Annotated in this window: 12 protein-coding genes; 9 read left to right on the top strand and 3 right to left on the bottom strand. The window is 61.5% G+C overall.

All coding sequences use genetic code 11. The features are described 5' to 3' along the window. Positions 1 to 142 precede the first annotated feature (142 nt). Positions 143 to 2833 carry a hypothetical protein gene (locus ABIB44_RS13945; RefSeq protein ID WP_354585258.1) on the top strand — a complete coding sequence of 897 codons (2691 nt, stop codon included), beginning with the start codon at positions 143 to 145 and terminating at the stop codon, positions 2831 to 2833. A gap of 403 nt (positions 2834 to 3236) precedes the next feature. Here the strand turns inward: ABIB44_RS13945 and ABIB44_RS13940 are convergent, their stop codons facing one another. Beyond that, entirely contained in the window at positions 3237 to 4271 is a 1035-nt protein-coding gene (locus ABIB44_RS13940) for a hypothetical protein (RefSeq protein WP_354585257.1), read from the bottom strand. Positions 4272 to 4443: 172 nt separating this feature from the next. Here ABIB44_RS13940 and ABIB44_RS13935 point away from each other — a divergent pair, with 172 nt between their 5' ends. The 4 genes from ABIB44_RS13935 to ABIB44_RS13920 all read left to right on the top strand — a co-directional run bounded on the left by ABIB44_RS13935 (position 4444) and on the right by ABIB44_RS13920 (position 10705). Further along, the gene (locus ABIB44_RS13935) at positions 4444 to 6354 is read left to right on the top strand and encodes an ABC-F family ATP-binding cassette domain-containing protein (RefSeq protein ID WP_354585256.1); all 1911 of its coding nucleotides are present in this window, start codon (positions 4444 to 4446) and stop codon (positions 6352 to 6354) included. 517 nt (positions 6355 to 6871) lie between these two features. Further along, complete coding sequence (locus ABIB44_RS13930; RefSeq protein ID WP_354585255.1) at positions 6872 to 7405, top strand: DUF3833 family protein; 534 nt, start codon at positions 6872 to 6874, stop codon at positions 7403 to 7405. 374 nt (positions 7406 to 7779) lie between these two features. Next, positions 7780 to 9123, top strand: a complete 1344-nt coding sequence (locus ABIB44_RS13925) for a type IX secretion system plug protein (protein WP_354585254.1) — start codon at positions 7780 to 7782, stop codon at positions 9121 to 9123. A gap of 115 nt (positions 9124 to 9238) precedes the next feature. Next, on the top strand, positions 9239 to 10705 hold the full coding sequence (locus tag ABIB44_RS13920) for a M48 family metalloprotease (RefSeq protein WP_354585253.1): 1467 nt from the start codon (positions 9239 to 9241) through the stop codon (positions 10703 to 10705). Positions 10706 to 10823: 118 nt separating this feature from the next. On the opposite strand, the gene ABIB44_RS13915 is transcribed toward ABIB44_RS13920, so the two are convergent. After that, complete coding sequence (locus ABIB44_RS13915) at positions 10824 to 11621, bottom strand: hypothetical protein (RefSeq protein ID WP_354585252.1); 798 nt, start codon at positions 11619 to 11621, stop codon at positions 10824 to 10826. Positions 11622 to 11838: 217 nt separating this feature from the next. On the opposite strand from ABIB44_RS13915, the gene ABIB44_RS13910 reads away from it, so the two are divergent. After that, a complete protein-coding gene (locus ABIB44_RS13910) occupies positions 11839 to 13302 on the top strand; it encodes a M48 family metalloprotease (protein WP_354585251.1) in 1464 nt (487 codons plus the stop codon). 115 nt (positions 13303 to 13417) lie between these two features. Here the strand turns inward: ABIB44_RS13910 and ABIB44_RS13905 are convergent, their stop codons facing one another. After that, positions 13418 to 14044: a DUF6134 family protein gene (locus ABIB44_RS13905; RefSeq protein ID WP_354585250.1), complete on the bottom strand. Its 627-nt coding sequence runs from the start codon at positions 14042 to 14044 to the stop codon at positions 13418 to 13420. Between the two features lie 150 nt (positions 14045 to 14194). Between ABIB44_RS13905 and ABIB44_RS13900 the strand changes: the two genes are divergently transcribed. The 3 genes from ABIB44_RS13900 to ABIB44_RS13890 are packed head-to-tail and all read left to right on the top strand — an operon-like array spanning position 14195 to position 16735. Then, entirely contained in the window at positions 14195 to 14881 is a 687-nt protein-coding gene (locus tag ABIB44_RS13900; RefSeq protein ID WP_354585249.1) for a TIGR04283 family arsenosugar biosynthesis glycosyltransferase, read from the top strand. After that, positions 14881 to 15873, top strand: coding sequence for an NAD-dependent epimerase/dehydratase family protein (locus ABIB44_RS13895; RefSeq protein WP_354585248.1), 993 nt, complete (start codon positions 14881 to 14883; stop codon positions 15871 to 15873). The genes ABIB44_RS13900 and ABIB44_RS13895 overlap by 1 nt, the downstream gene beginning before the upstream one ends. Next, a complete protein-coding gene (locus ABIB44_RS13890; protein ID WP_354585247.1) occupies positions 15866 to 16735 on the top strand; it encodes an SDR family oxidoreductase in 870 nt (289 codons plus the stop codon). The genes ABIB44_RS13895 and ABIB44_RS13890 overlap by 8 nt, the downstream gene beginning before the upstream one ends. Positions 16736 to 16853: the final 118 nt, after the last annotated feature.

The raw sequence follows: 16853 nt of genomic DNA, 5'->3' as shown, positions 1-16853 counted from the left end.
ACGAATCCAGGTAATTGCCCGGCCTCGGCCCGATACTTCGCACCGCGGTCGGGAAACTTCCGGCTTTCATCGACATGGCAGTCTCCGGGCACAACCCTACCCGTAGCTTTCACCGTTAAGCCAGCCAGTTTACCCGAATTCCGTGTCCGAAACGCCAACCAATTCCCCTACTTCTTCTGCATCGTTTCCAGCCTCGGCGCGTACCCGCAAGCACTGGCGGTGGTGGCTGCTGGGCGGGGCAATGGCCTTATTAGTACTCACCCTCGTCGCGCAGCGCCTGCTCGACCCCTGGCTGCGACGGCAGCTCGAGAAGCAGGTCACCACCCAAACCCACGGCCAGTATCGCCTGCAAGTAGGAGAGCTGCACACCAGCCTGTGGCAGCGCGCCATCCGGCTCAGCGGCCTGCGCCTGCGCCCCGCCGCCACGGTGGCCGATACGCTGCCCCGGGTGCGCGCTGATGTGCGACAGATTGATATTACGGGTATTGGCCTGCTGGCACTACTGCGCAAAGGCGTGGTACCCATCGACAGCGTGGTGCTGGACTCGGCCCGGATTGAGGTGCTGGCGCTGGCGCAAAAACCCACCCGCAACGCCGGCAAGCCCCTGCACGAGCAGCTGCCGCTCAAGCTAAAAGGGCTGGATATTGGCTATTTCGGCCTGCTGCACACCCAGGCCAGCTACCACCCCGGCGGGACGTCGGCCCCGCCCACGGCCCAGTTTCGCCGCGCCGATTTAAGCGCGCAGAACCTGCTTATCAGCCCGGCCGGCGCGGCCGATTCGCAGCGTTTGGGCTACGCCATCGGCTGGGACTTGCAATTGCAGCACGCCCAGGGCCAGGCCGCCGGCCACCAACTGGCCGTGGCCGGGCTGAGTATTTCAACCGCCGACCAGCGCATCCAACTCGATTCCGGCCGCGTGCAGCCGCTGGGGCCCGCCCAGGCCGACCAGCCCCGAATTGATTTAACGCTGCCGCGCCTGCGCCTCGTGGGGCTGCGGGCGGCGGCTTTGCAGCACCAGCACCGTTTCCGGGCCGATTCCCTGCTGATTGAGCAGCCGCGGGTGGTGGCCAGTTTACCGGCCCCCGGCTCGACGGGAAAGTCGAAGTCCGCCACCGATTATCTCCGAAGCCTCGACCTGGCGCACCTGGCCGTGCGGGGCGGCGACGTGCAAGTGCGGGGCGCGGCGGCCAACCCCATTATCCACGGCCTGGAAGTGGCGGGCACGGCCATTCATCTCGATTCGGTGAACGCGCCCGATGCCCGGCGCATCTTCTTCGCCAAAGCCTGGGAGGTGGCTCTGGGCCGCAGCCAGGCCATGGTGGCGGCACACGCGCTGGCCCTGGACAGCCTGCATCTATCCACGTCGAAAGGCACGTTTACCCTGCAATCGGTGCGGATTCGACCACCCGCGCCGGGGCAGGGCCAGCCCGGCGGCGTGCGCATCGACCTGACGCTGCCCAGCCTGACGCTGGCCGGCCTCGATGCTAGGGCTTTGCAAAAGCAGCACTTCAAAGCCCAGAGCCTAGTGATAGACCGGCCCAATCTGCGCTTTACGCCCCCCGTGCAGCCGCCCCCACCCTTCTGGAAACTGCTCTCGAAACAGCTGCGGCGCTCCGATTTAGGCGTGGTGCGCGTGCTCCACGGTGAAGTGCGCATTGGCCGCTGGCGGCACGCGCCTCATGTGCACGACCTGAACGCAACGGGCAAATCCATTCGCATCGATTCGGTGGCCAATAACGACCCGGGCCGCATTGCCTATGCCCGCGCCTGGCTGCTGAACACCGGCCAGCTGGTCGCGCCATTCGACCCGCCGTTTTACCGGGCCAGCAGCGAGCAGGTGCACCTCGATACCGACGCCCACCTGCTGCGGTTCAGCGACCTGCTGCTGAAGCCCCGGTTTTCGCCCGTCGGAATGAACCTGCACAAGGGCTACCAGGCCCCGGCCGTCACCATCAAAGTGCCACGATTGACGCTAGCCGGGCTCGATTTCAAGGGTTTGGTCGACCACGGCAACTTCCGGCTGAAGCGCGTCACCGTGCAAAGCCCAGTGGTGACCATCGCCTCCGACGGCCGCGGACCCATCAACCCCAACCGCTCCAAAATTTCGCCCGAGGAGATGCTCAACCTCCCCGTAATCGTGGATGTGCCCCGGCTCGACCTCGTGAACGGCAACCTGTACACGACTTACCGCAGCCCGCTCACGCCCATCGTCGGCACCATCAGCATCAACCGCTTCAACGGCACGTTCCGCAACCTGAGCAACGACCGCCGGCACCAGACGCCCGCCCGGCCCCTCACCGGCCGGGCATCCACCTACCTCCAGAACCAGTGCCGACTCGATGCGCAGGTGTCGATTTATCTGCTCGACCCGCTGGGCCGCCACCGCATCTGGGGCGCGTTCGGGCCCGGCCCGTTCGCCATGCTCAACTCGATGACCGTGCCCACTAAGTTGGTCAAGTTCAAAAGCGGCGACGTGCGGCGCATCCGCTTCGACATGCACGCCGACCGCAAAGGGGCCAACGGCACCATGTGGGCCGAGTACACCAATCTGCAGCTGCAACTACTTGGCTACAAAGATGAAGAAATCAAAAAACCGCTCCTCAAGCGGGTTATCTCAAAGGCCGTCAACGTCATCGTTATTCGGGACCAGAACCCACGCAAGCGCGGCAAGCTGGTGACCGGCGAGATGAAAAGCACCCGCGAGCCGCGCTTTTCGGTGTTCGCCCTCTGGCGGCAGGGCGTCATCAGCGGTCTGTTCAACAACGTGGGCGTGCCCCAGAAACTAGCCCAGAAACTGAGCGAGGCCCAGGATACGGCCCCGCTGCCCAAGTAAGGTAGCCGGCTGGGGCCACGGATGACCGTAGCCGGGTCCTATTTATTTACCGCGCCGATACTGCTTCTCGTTCTTCATTAAAAATGGCCGCTTCCCTGATGGGAAACGGCCATTTTTAAGTAGTGGCGCAAACGTAACTGTAGCAAAAGGCGGTCATGCTGAGCGTAGTCGAAGCATCTTTACCGCAATGGCAATTGTTTACTTACGCGGTAGAGCTGCTTCGACGGCGAACAGCATGACGTTTCGTTCGATACGCTTGCTTATGCGTGACTATCTTATAATAATACTTTCCGTGCTTGAGCACTCGTCCAGGTAGTCGGGCAACAGTACTCAGGTCATGGTCTGGGAGCAAACCGACCGGGCCCATACCGAGTTACTGCTGCCTACCTAACACTACATTGGCTTACTGAAAACTGACCCGATTGATGCTGTACTGGCTAACGGCCGGCATCCGGCCCGAAAACAGCGCGTCGAGGTTGGCGTAGAGCACGTAGCTGTTGCCGTCGCGGCGGGCCAGCGTGGTTGGGAATTCGGCCTTGGTGGCGAAGGTGCCGGAGAGCGTGGCCGCCCCGAAGCTGTTGGCAGTGGTCAGGCGAAACACCTTGGCCTGGGCGTTGCTGACCACTTGCAGCGTGTTATTGTCCTGCAGCAGCAGGCCATCGGCGGCCATCAGGTTTTGGGTGGTGGTTACCTGGGTGTAGGTGCTGGGGCTGCTCAGCGGCACTTTATAGATGGCGCCGTTGTCTGACTTGGCCACCAGCAGGTATCCGTCCGGATGAAACACGATGCCGTTGAAGCCGAACGCGCCGGCGGCCGGGGTGCCCAGGCGGGCCGCATCTTCCAGAAACACGGTGGCCACGTTAGTCACGGCGTCCACTTTGTAAATGAGGTTGGAGTAGCTATCGGTGACGTAGGCGTTGCCCTGGGCATCAATGGCGACATCGTTGGCGAAGTGGGCCAGGTTTGGGCGCAGGGTACCCAGTTCCACGATGGTGGGAGCCGCGGTGGGGGCGCTGCGGTTGAAAATGGCCAGGCGGGCCAGCTTGCCCTGCGTGGCGGTGGTGGAGCGGGCCGGGTTGGCCCCGGGGTCGGAAATGGCCGCCAGCACGCGGTTGCGGGTTTCATCGAGGTACAGGCCAATGGCCGACACCAGCTTGGGGTCGTCGGGGAAAGCGGTACTGTAGGTGCCGTCGTCCTTCACCTGGCCCACGCGGCCGGTGGTGAGGGAAGTGACCAGGAAACGGCTGTTGGCCGCGTCGTACTGCACGCCTTCGGGGTAGAGGCCAGCCTGGGTGAAAGTGACAACGGCGGGGACGGCCGGCATTACCTCGGGGTCTTTGTCTTTGGCACAGCTACCGAGCAGCAGCAGGCCGAACACGGCAGCGGGAGCCAGGCGGCGGGACGCGGCCACTTTGGTCTGAATGGAAAACATGGTCATGAAAACAGAAATGGGTAATTAAAAAAAGGCACGAATGAAACCGAACCCGTGTAGGAACATGGGTTATACCAGCGATGGGGCATTTTGGTTTTGAAATGGGCCAACTGGCCGGGGCCCGCTACCAAGCCCAACCCCCACGCCGTACCTTTGCACCCGAATACCCCGCGACCCCATGATAAGCATTTCCGACCTCGACTTCCACTTCGGCTCCCGTGCGCTGTACGACAACGCCAGCCTGCACATCAAGCCCAAGGACAAAATCGGCCTTATCGGCCTCAACGGCACCGGTAAATCGACGCTGCTACGCCTGCTGGTGGGCGAGTACAAGGCCGACGGTGGCTCGATTTCGATGAGCAAGGAAGTGAGCCTGGGCTTCCTGAACCAGGATTTGCTGAGCTACGACACCCACGAAAGCATTCTGCACGTGGCCATGCAGGCATTTGAGGAGGCGCTGGAATTGCAGAAGAAAATCGATGACATTCTGGTGCTCTTCGAAACCGATTATTCCGACGACCTCATCGACAAGCTGGCCACCATGCAAGAGCGGTTTGAGGCGCTGGGCGGCTACACCATGCAGGCCCGCGCCGAGGAAATCCTGGAAGGCCTGGGCTTTCTGACCGAGGAGCTGACCAAGCCGCTGAAAAGCTTCTCGGGCGGCTGGCGCATGCGCGTGATGCTGGCTAAAATCCTGCTCCAGCAGCCCTCACTCCTGCTGCTCGACGAACCGACCAACCACCTGGACCTGCCCAGTATCAAGTGGATTGAGAACTACCTGGCCGACTACGAGGGGGCCGTTATCATCGTGAGCCACGACCGGGCCTTCCTCGACCGCACCACCAACACCACGGTGGAGGTGATTGGCGGCAAGCTGGTGCCCTACGCCGGCAACTACAGCTACTACCTGGAGGAGAAAGTAGAGCGCAACCTGATTCAGAAAGGCGCTTTTGAGAACCAGCAGGCCCAGATTCGGCAGGCCGAGAAGTTCATCGAGCGCTTCAAGGCCAAGGCCAGCAAAGCCAAGCAGGCCCAGAGCCGCGTGAAGGCCCTCGACAAGATGGAGCGCATCGACGATGTGGCCCAGGACGCGGCTAAAATCAATATGAAGTTTACCTTCAAAGTCGAGCCCGGCCGCCACATCCTCCGCATGGAGCACGTGACCAAGAAGTACGACCAGAAGCTGATTTTCCGCGACACCAACGTGCACATTGAGCGCGGCGACAAAATCGCGCTCATCGGGGCCAACGGCAAGGGCAAATCGACGCTCATGCGCCTCGTGGCGGGCACCGAAGCCCCCACCAACGGCAAGCACCAGCTGGGCCACAACGTAATCATGTCGTTCTACGCCCAGCACCAGCTGGAGAGTTTGACGCTCGACAACGAGATTTTGCAGGAGATGAGCGAGGCCGGCTCGAAGCGCAACGACATTGAATTGCGCTCGGTACTGGGCTCTTTCCTGTTCACGGGCGAGGAGGTATTCAAGAAAATCAAGGTGCTGAGCGGCGGCGAGAAAAGCCGCGTGGCCCTGGCCAAAACCCTGATTTCCGAGGCCAACTTCCTGCTGCTCGACGAACCGACCAACCACCTCGACATGGTGTCGGTGAATATCCTGATTCAGGCGCTGGAGCAGTACCAGGGTACCTTTATCGTGATTAGTCACGACCGATTCTTCGTGGAGAATGTGGCCACTAAAATCTGGTACATCGAGGATTTCCAGCTGAAGGAATACCCTGGCACCTACAACGAGTACGAAACGTGGATTGAGGACCGGGAGAAGGCCGCCAAAAAAGCCGGCCTGCCCAGCCCCTCGGCCAGCAAACCGCAGCCCAAGGAGGAGAAGAAATCTGAAGCCTCCCCGGCCAAAACATCGTCGCCCGACCAGAAGAAAGCCCTGAAGGAACTAGCCGAAGTAGAAGCCAAAATTGACACGCTGGAAAAGGAATTAGCCGGCTACGAAAAGCAGCTCGCCGACCCCAAAATTTACGAAAACACGGCGCAGCTGAAAGACGCGACGATGAAGTTTGAGCAGGTGAAAAAGGAATTGGCGCTGTTGAACGACCGGTGGGAAATGCTGGCAGAAGTGTAATTTCGAATAGCTGGCAATAAAGAGGCCTCTCCTAAAGCAATGCTTCGGGAGAGGCCTTTTTATTGCCGCATTAGCGCTAGCATTGTTCACTTACCAAAAATGGATATTAGGACTGCTTCTGTCTAAAAACAGGGCTCCACGTTGAATAGTCGCGCATAAGTAATTGTAGCAGAGAGAACGTCATGCTGAGCGCAGTCGAAGCATCTCTACCGCGTAAGTAAATAATTGCCATTGCGGTAGAGATGCTTCGACAAGCTCAGCATGACGTTCTCTCTGCTACAATTACGTTTGCGCGGCTACTTAATTTGATACTGATGTTAAAATTAAAATGGTGAGAAATATTTATAAGGCATGGATTGAAGAGGGGCTGATAACAAACGCCTAAGCTTACCCGTTAAACCCGGATTGCGGCAAATGAGGGTTGTGCGTTCGTGCTGTAGCCCCGTCAGTCTAGCGCATATTCTTTCGTTTCAGCAGTGCACGTTAATAATCAAAAAATAAGTATTCAATCGACAACATGAAATACAATGGCATTTCAGCCTTTTTAGGTCTTTTTATTTTAGCAAGCTGCTCCTCTGTAAAGCCCGAAAATTTCAGCAATAGCACTCCAATTCTTGACCCGTTAGTTTTTTTTGGCGGCCATACGCATTCAACTGGCGTGCTGGAATCTCGGAGTGGCAAACCGACTGAGCGTATTACCACGAAAACGGAGGGGGTATACGCCGACGGGATTCTAAGTATGGAGCAGGACCTACATTCCGAAAATAGTAAGCCGACTCACCGCACATTTAAATTAAAAATAATAGACGCCCACCATGTGGAAGCGACTGGTAGTGATGTCGTCGGTATTGCACATGGAGAATTGTACGGCAATTATTTCACCTGGAGTTTTCGGATGAAAGTAGCCGACAAAGGGTTAGTAAAACATGTCAATATGACTCAATGCATGTACCTGATGCCCGATGGCAAAACGCTTATTATCCGGAGCATTATTCGAAAGTTTGGAATTATTGTCAAGGAAATAACAGAGCAGTTTCATAAAGACAATTAACGTCGGAGCCAAATGCGGGAAACCAGTTTCCTGAACTGCACTTAATTGAGTAACTGCCGCTATTTTGAGCAGCTGCAAGCCGCGGAAATGTGGTCAAAGCTTGCTGTACGGCAGTGTGAATCTGCACCTATTTGGGCGAGATTACGGTGTTCAATATTCTATTGGCCAAAGTCGTCAACAGGCGTATTTGAGCGGGCGCTTAGGTAAGTATGGGTTGAATTGCAGTAGTCATACTACTGGCCTACCCCAATAGGCGCTGAATGATGCGAATATCAGTATCGCCCTCCCATAAATAGGGAACGGAACGGTTGCAACAGGAAGTGGTGGTAAGGCAATGACCCACCGGCTGGCGGGGCCGGCCGTACTTTCGCCCCATGCGCTTCCGATTTCCCTTTGCCTCCCTCCTGCTGCTCGCGGCGGCTTGCGTGCCGCTGGGCACGCCCATCACCAGCACCACGCCGGCCGCGCCGGGTACCCAGCGCCCGCCCGAATACTACGCCGACAAAACCCTGCGCTATCAGGACTACACCTACTCGCCCGACGTGCGCAGCGTGCAGTGCTACGTGGCCACGGGCCAGCCCAATGAGGTATTTAACCCGCCGGTAGTGCCACTGGGGCAGTCGGCGGCCATCACGCTGGATTTCGACGTGCTCGGCGACCAGGGCCAGCGCTTCACGGCCAAGCTCATTCATTGCGACCTCGACTGGCAGCCTTCGGTACTGACGGATATGCAGTTTCTGAACGAGATAAACGAGTTTACCGTCACCGACTACCGCATTGGCACCGGCACCAAGGCCCCCTACTTCCACTACCGCCTGCGCGCGCCACAGGTGAAGCTGAGCGGCAACTACCTGTGGGTGGTGCAAACGGCGGCCGGCGTGCCGCTGGTGTCGCGCCGGCTGTTGGTATATGAGAATCGCGTGAACGTGAGCCTGAAGCCGGGCATTGTGATTGGCGGCACCGAGCGGTTCACGCTGCAACAGCTTGACTTCGCCGTGAACTACGGCAGCGTAGAGCTGGTGAACCCCGCCGTAGAGGTAAAAACCGTGTTGCGCCAGAACTTCCGGTGGGACAATGCCCGCTACGGCCTGCGCCCCACCTTCGTGCGCGATGCCGACCGCCGGCTCGAATACCAGTATTTTAACTTCGAAAACGCCTTTCCCGGCCTCAGCGAATACCGTTACTTCGACATTCGCTCGCTGCTGAGCGTGGGTATCGGCGTACTGCACGTAGACCCGCGCGCCGCGCCCGTAACCACCGTGCTGCTGCAACCCGAAGTGTCGCGCAATGGCACGGCCTACAACCAGTACGTCGACGCCAACGGCCGGCGCGTGTTTGAGAGCCGCGAGTACGGCAACGGCGCGACCAATGGCGACTACGCCGACGTCACCTTCCAGCTGAAGGCCGCGCAGCCCGCGCCGGGCCCGGTGTACGTGTTCGGGGCCCTCACTGACTGGCAACTGAAGGACGAGTTTCGCATGACTTACGACGAGGCCAAGCAGCTCTACACCGGCCACGCGCTACTAAAGCAGGGCTACTACAACTACGATTTCGCGGTAGCCGGCGCACGCGGCACTGCCCCCAACGAAACCTACTTCGAAGGCACCCACTACGAAACTGAAAACCAGTACGACCTGCTGGTGTACTACCGCCCGCCCGGCACCCGCGCCGACCTGCTCATCGGCTACCAGGCCGTGGACATGAACTCGCGGCAGTAGCGATGCGGGCCGTAACCCGCGCCGCCGGGCTGCGTTTGCTAAGGCATTCCGCTTGCGGCCGGCAAAGGTTGGGCTAATTCTGGCCCGCTGGTTTGGCCTGGGCAGGGGCCTACCCATGAAAAAATCCCTTCTCCAAATAAGCGGCGCTCTGGCCGCTCTACTTAGCGTACTGGTGGGTTGCGCCGTGAACCCGGTGACGGGCAAGAAAGAGGTGATGCTCGTGTCGGAAGGCCAGGAATTGGCGATGGGGGCCGAATCGGACCCGGCCGTGATTGCTCAGATGGGCCTCTATCCGGACAAAAAAATCCAGGCCTTTATCAACGAAAAGGGCAAGCAGATGGGGGCCGTATCGCACCGGCCCGAGCTGACCTACCAGTTTCGGGTAGTGGATACGCCCGTGATTAATGCCTTTGCCATTCCCGGCGGCTACGTGTATTTCACGCGCGGCATCATGGCCCACTTCAACAACGAGGCGCAGTTTGCCGGCGTGCTGGGGCACGAAATTGGCCACATCACGGCCCGCCACTCGGCCAAGCAGCAAACCAATTCCATTCTGGGACAGGTGGGGCTGATAGGGGCCATGATTGCCTCGCCCCGCCTGGCACAGTTTGGCCAACAGGCTTCGCAGGGCTTGCAGCTGCTGTTTCTGAAATTTGGCCGCGACGATGAAAGCCAAGCCGACGGGCTGGGCGTGGACTATTCGTCGCAGATTGGCTACGACGCCAGCCAGATGGCCGATTTTTTCCAGACCCTGGCCCGCGAGCAGGAAGCCAAAGGCGGGGCTGCCATTCCCGACTTTCTGAGCACCCATCCCAACCCGGCCGACCGCTACGCGACCGTGCACCAGGAGGCCGACCAGTGGCAGCAGAAGCATGGCAACCCCAAGCTGGCCGTGAACCGCGACCAGTACCTGCGCCTCATCGACGGCCTAGTGTATGGGGAGGACCCCAAGCAGGGCTTCGTCGAAAACAGCGTGTTTTACCACCCCGAGCTGAAGTTTCGCTTCCCGATTCCGGCGGGCTGGAAGTCGCAGAACTCGCCCTCGCAATTCCAGATGGCCGACCCCACCGGCAAGGCCCTGCTCGTGCTGCTGCCCGCCCCCGGGGCAACGCCCGAAGAGGCCGCCCAGGCCGTGGCCAAACAGCTGAACCTGCAGCCCACCGACTCGCGCCGCACCACCATCAACGGGTTTCCGGCCCTGGTTTTCACCGCCGACCAGGTGCAGCAAGACCCCCAGACCGGCCAACAGGTGGCTGGCGTGCGGGTACTGGGCCACATTATTCAGGATGGCAAGTCGCTTTACGCGTTTATGGGAGTGGCCGCGCCAGCTGATTTTCCGGCCTTCGCGCCGCAGTTTAGCAACGTGGCCCAGGGCTTTGCCCGCCTCACCGAGCCCGATAAGCTGAACCGCCAGCCCGAGCGCATCCACATCCAAAAGCTCAAGCTGCGCAGCAACCTGCGCCAGGCACTCTTAGCCCAGGGCACGCCCGAAAACCGCCTCGAAGAGCTAGCCATTCTCAATGGCATGCAGTTGAACGAGCAGGTGAATGCCGGCTCCCTGATTAAATTGGTGAGGAAGTAGCCACGCCAACTGGGGCTGGCAGCTGACAGTGGAAAGCGGAGTTGAGTACGCGGATGCCCCCACCATCGGCACAACCAGCAGCGCTTTGTTTGTGGCTAACCTGATGGGGCGCAACTGGCTATTTCTCGCTGAGCTGCACGCTGGTTTTTAGCTCGATGCCGCCGTAGCCGCCACCGTAGCTGCTGCCACCGTAGCGCCCCCCGTAGCCGCCGCGCATGCCCACGTTGTTCTGGTTGCCCACTACGCTGCCGTCGGGGCTGGCCACGCCGCCCCCGCCGGGCACGTTGCCCGCTACTAGCACGCCCACCACCGCGGCCCGGCCGGGGTTTAGGGCCGGCAGGCGGCGGTAGAGCAGCCGCAGCGGCACGGCCAGCTCATAAATCAGGTCGTCCTGAGCATTGAAACCGAGGGCCGCTTTCACGCCCAGAGCCGACTGCGCGTCGGTAAGCGTGGGTTCTTTGCTGCCTTTGTAGTTAAGAAGTTCCATTTCGCGCAGGTCGGCCAGGGCCAGGGTGCGGCGCGCCCGGCGGTCGGCCAGCGAGGCATTGGGGTCGGGGGCCGAAGTCTGGTTCACGGGCGGCGCGCCACCCAATGGGTAGCGCACGCCAAACTGGTGCTGGTTGCGGCCCGTGGTATCGAGCCAAATAGTGAGGCCCCGGCGCAGCACACGGGCTTGGGTGGCTTGGTCGGCCACTTTCAGGCGCAGGTACACCGTGCGGCCGTCGTTCAGCACCTGGTACTGGAGCTTGCTGGCGGGGTCGTAGCGCAGCGAGTCGGCCCAGTCGGTGGGCTGGCCGTCGATGGTGGGTGGCGTAGCGGCAAAGCGGCTGGCCGAGCTGGCCATTGGCTGGCGACTGCATCCCAGCAGCAGTAAAATGGTGGGCAGCAACACGGGCCAGCAACGAGTAATAATCATCGAAAATGCAGTAATAGCGGGTGAATGGCCGGCAACGCTCGCCGCCCGCCGGGGTGATTTGGGTGAATATCCGACAAACCTATTTCATATTGGCAGGAAAATGGCATTGACCCTGTTTGAACAGCACCAACCACGGCCCGCGCAACCGCTACGGCCCGGCTTGCGTTGCTAGCCCATTCCCGGCCCGTCGCCGGCAAATTCCGCTTTATTTATTCTCATGAATTCTTCTCTTCTTCAAGGCCTGCGCGCTGGTGCTGTTGTCTGCCTGCTGGCCCCATTGGCCGGCTCTTCGAGCGTAACCGACTGGGCCGCCCGCCGCGTTGCGCTCGCGCCGGCCACGCCCGCTGCCCGCCCCCTTCAGGGTGCCAAGCCCGACCCGGCCGTAATTGCCCAGTTCGGCCTCTACAACAGCGCGAAGCTGCAAAGCCTCATCACCGCCCGGGGCAAGGCCATGACGGCCGTTTCGGACCGCCCCGGTGACTACGGCTTCACGGTGGTCGACTCGCCCGTTATCAACGCCTTCGCCACCCCCGACGGCCACGTGTATTTCACGCGCGGCATCATGGCCTACTTCAACAACGAAGCGCAGTTTTCGGGCGTGCTGGGCCACGAGCTGGGCCACATTACTGCCCGGCATGGCGCGAAACAACAGCGCAACAGCACCATTGCCGGCATCGGCATGCTGCTGGGCTCGGTGCTGGCCCCGCGCGTGATGCAATCGGTGGGCGGCCTGGTGCAGCAGGGAGTGGGGCTGTACATGCTGAAATATAGCCGTGATGACGAGAACGAGGCCGACGGCCTGGGCGTAAAGTATTCGACTAAAATTGGCTACGACGCCAGCTACATGGCCGACTTCTTCCAGACCCTGCAACGCACCGAAGCCCAGAGCGGCAGCAGCATTCCCACCTTTCTTAGCACCCACCCCAACTCGGCCGACCGCTACACCCGCGTGAAGCAGCTGGCCGCCCAGGCTAAGCAAAATGCCGGCCGCAGCACTTTCGCCGTGAACCGCGACTCCTACCTGCGCCAGATTGAGGGCCTGACCTTCGGCGAAGACCCGCGCCAGGGCTTCGTGGAGAACAGCGTGTTCTATCACCCCGACTTGAAGTTCCGCTTCCCCATCCCATCGGGCTGGAAGTCGCAGAACTCGCCCGATAAATTCCAGATGCAGGAGCCCAACGGCAAGGCCCTGCTGGTGTTCCTGGGGGCTTCGGGCGGCTCGCTCGACGAGGCTGCCCAGGGCCTGGCGAAGGCCATTGGCGTCACCAACGCGCAGGCCCAGAAAACCACCATCAACGGCTTCCCGGCCCTGGTGTTCGAGGGCGACCAGCAGGCCCAGGACCAGCAGAGTACCCCGGCCCACGTGCTGGCCCAGCTCATTCAGGACGGCAAAAGCATCTTCGCCTTCGTCGGGCTGGCGGCCCCGGCCTCGTTCAGCGCCTACGCGCCGCAGTTTCAGCAGGCCGCCCAGGGCTACGCCCGCCTAACTGAGGCCAGCAAGCTCAATCGCCAGCCCGAGCACGTGCACATCCGCACCGCCACCGGCACCCAGACGCTGGCTTCGGCCCTAGCTTCGGCCGGTATTCCCTCGAAGCGCTATGAAGAGCTCGCCATCCTCAATGGCATGCGTACCACTGACAGGCTGCCAAAAGGCATGCTGTACAAGGTAGTAGGTAAGTAAAATTTGCTTTTTGACTGACTAAAAAGGCCCGCTGCACCAGATGCAGCGGGCCTTCTTGTTTTCAGGATTCCTTCAGAACTGTCATGCTCAACTGGCATCCCTGCATCAACGCCGCTCACGGCAGGTACCGAATGATGAAATTCTTAATCGGGTTCTTTTTGATGAGCGTGACGAGCTGGCCATTAGCGTATTGGTACTCGTCTTCGCGGCCGTCGCGGCGGGCGCGGTAAGTACCGGGCCCAGCTTTAGCCACGCTGAAGAAATCGCCGAAATACTCGGCGTAGGCGCGGGAGCGGCTCTGCGGCTCGCCAAAAAACAGGTCCGTCACGGTATAGGTGATGGGTTCTTTTTCGGTAGCCTGGTGGTGGTATTTGTACTGGTCGGCGCGGATGTCGTAATGGTCGCCCTTCCACTCGGTGCGGGAGCTGAAATCGCCCTGGTTGGTGTGCGCCTCCACGGCCGAAACCAGCAGCTGGCCGGCCCGCACGCGGTTTACTACCTGGTAATACACCTTGAGGTGGTAAAAGAGAATGGTGACTTTGACGTCGCTGGTGCAGGAGTATACTACGTCGGTGGTGCCGGGCAGGGGCTGGCGGGTGGCCGTCATGGTGCCCACGCGCAGGCCCGCTACCTCGATGGCGTAGCGCCGGGTTTCGGGCGTAGCGGGGCGGGGCGTCTGGGCGCGGGCAGCGGCCGGGGCCAGCAGCGCGACGACGGCGAGCAAACCGAAAAATAGCTTCATGGGCAGCGGGCGGGCATTAACTTGCAGCCCCAACGGCAAAGGTCGGCGGGAATGATGGTTCCCGCGCGGTAGCCGCCACGTCCGAGCTTCGCTCAAATTCCGTACGTAGGGCGGGTATCCTGAAAAAGGCGCTTCCTATTTTTCTTCTGCATGACTTTTAGCGTCATTATCCCTACTTACAACGAAGCCGGTAATATTACCCGACTTGTAGCCGAGCTGCGCCGCTACGCCCCCCAGGCCGAAGTGTTGGTGGTGGATGCCCACAGCCCCGACGGCACCGCCGAAGCCGCCCGCCAGGCCGGCGCTACCGTGCTACTGGCCCCCAAGCCCGGCCGCGCCGCCCAGCTGAACTACGGTGCCGCCCACGCCACCGGCGAGCTGCTCTACTTCATGCACGCCGACGTGAGCCCGCATCCCGATTTTGTAACGACCATTAGCCGGGCCGTAGCCGATGGGTACGCCGCCGGCTGCTACCGCTTCCGTTTCGACTCGCGGCACCCGCTGCTGCGCATAAATAGTTACGGCACGCGCTTCAAAGGCATCATGAGCCGGGGCGGCGACCAGACCTTGTTCATCACGCGGGCACTGTTCTCGCAGCTGGGCGGCTTCAACGAGCAGTTCGTGATTATGGAGGACTTCGAGATTATCCAGCGCATTCGGCGGGTAGCGCGGTTTTTCATTGCCCCGCACGCCGTCACGGTATCGGCCCGCAAGTATGAAACCAACTCCTGGCTGCGGGTGCAGGTGGCCAACCTCACGGCCTTTTCGCTATTTTTTCTGAAGGCATCGCCTGTTCGCATCGCGCGCACCTACAAGGCCATGCTCAATAGCTACTGATGCCCGCACCCGTACTCGTAACCGGGGCCAACGGCTTCCTGGGCCGGCACCTGGTGGCCGAATTACGGCGGCGCGGCCAACCCGTGCGCGCTCTGCTGCGCCCCGGCACGCCTGCCCCTTTCAACGCGGCTGATGCAGATATTACCTATCACTGGGCGGACCTGACCACCCCCGGCGCGCTGGCGGGCGCGGCCGAGGGCTGCGCAGCCATCATCCACGCCGCCGCCCTGGCCCGCGTGAACCCGGCCCGCGACCCGGCCCTATGGGCCACCAACGTGGGCGGCACCGAGGCCGTGCTGCACGAAGCCCGGCGGGCAGCCGTGGGCCGGCTGGTGTACGTGGGCACGGCCAACGTTTTCGGCTTTGGCACCAAGCAAAACCCCGGCGACGAAACCCGCCCCTACGCCGGAGCCCGCTACGGCCTCGACTACATGGACAGCAAACGCGCCGCCACCAACCTCGTGCTGGCCGCCGTAGCCCGCGAGCAGCTGGCCGCCGTGTTAGTGCACCCCACCTTCATGCTGGGCCCCGACGATGCCAAACCGACCTCCAATGCCCTGCTGCTGGAGCTGTACCGCCGCCGCCTGCCCGGCTACCCGCCCGGCGGCAAAAACTACGTGCACGTGCGCGACGTGGCCACCGCCACCGTCAACGCCCTAACCATGGGCCGGGTGGGCGAATCCTACATTCTCGGCCACGAAAACCTGAGCTACCGCGAGGCTTTTATCCGGCTGGCCCGGGTGCTGGGCGTGGCCGCGCCGCGCTGGCCCATTTCGGCCGGGCTGGCCGGGCTCTACGGTAGGCTGTGCGACGTAAAAGCCCACCTGACGGGCCACCCCGCACAGCTGAACGCAGCCATGGCCGCCGTGGCCAACGACGGTCATTATTTCACCGCCCAAAAGGCGCGCGCCGAACTGGCCCTGCCCCAAACTTCCATCGACCAAGCCGCCACCGAGGCGCTGGCCTGGTTTCAAGCGAATAACTATGTCTGAGTTGCCGAAGGTTGCCCCAGTAGCCGGGCCGCCACCCCGGGCCGCCGGGGCCCGGGCCTTTGCCGGCCAGGTGGCCATTGTCACGGGCTCGGAGTCGGGCATTGGGCGCGAAACGGCCCGCACCCTGTGCGAGGCCGGGGCGGCCGTTGTCCTCAACGGTCGCCAGCCCGAACGACTGGAGCATACCCGCCAGGCCCTGGCCGCCGCCGGCCACGCCGTGGCCACCTGCGTGGCCGACGTGACGGATTACGCCGACTGCGAGCGTCTCGTGGCCACGGCCATCAGCCAGTTCGGGCGGCTCGATGTGCTGGTAACCAACGCCAGCATTTCGCAGCGCGCCTACTTTGCCGACATGCAGCCCGAGGTGTTCGCCCGCGTGCTCGACAGCAACGTGTACGGCTCGGTGTATCCGCTGATGGCCGCCCTGCCACACCTGAGGGCCAGTCGGGGTAGCGTCACGTTCATCTCCTCCATCTCGGCCCTTAATGGGATGCCCAGCGGCTCGGCCTATTGCGCCGGCAAAGCGGCCATCTCCAACCTGGCCCACACCCTGCGCCTGGAGCTCGCCGAAACCGGCCTGCACTTCGGCGTGGTGCACATCGGCTTCACCCAGAACGACCCCGAAAAGCGCGTGCTCGATGCCGCCGGCCAGCCAGTGCCCATCGCGCACCGCCCGCCCCGCTGGCAGAAGTCGCAGACCGAGGTGGCTGCCATTATTGTGCGCCACATCCGGCAGCGGCGGCGACGCACGGTCATTTCAGCCCTGGGCCGGCTCATCGTACTCATTCACAACACGCTGCCCAAGCTGGGCGACTGGATAGTGCTGACGACCATCAAGCGGATGCGCAAATTCTACGAATAAGCCCGCAAATCAGCGCGGATTTTAAGTAGTGACGCCGGAGCGAGCGCATCGTTCTGGCAAGCGCGCCAGTGCGAATCAGCACCTGGTTATGGCGGCCCGCGAGCTACTTACCGCCGGC

The sequence above is a fragment of the Hymenobacter sp. UYCo722 genome (genome assembly GCF_040547115.1).
Taxonomy (GTDB): Bacteria; Bacteroidota; Bacteroidia; order Cytophagales; family Hymenobacteraceae; genus Hymenobacter.
The sequence above is the reverse complement of the archived record's forward strand: the minus strand, read 5'-3'. Positions and strand labels throughout refer to the sequence as shown.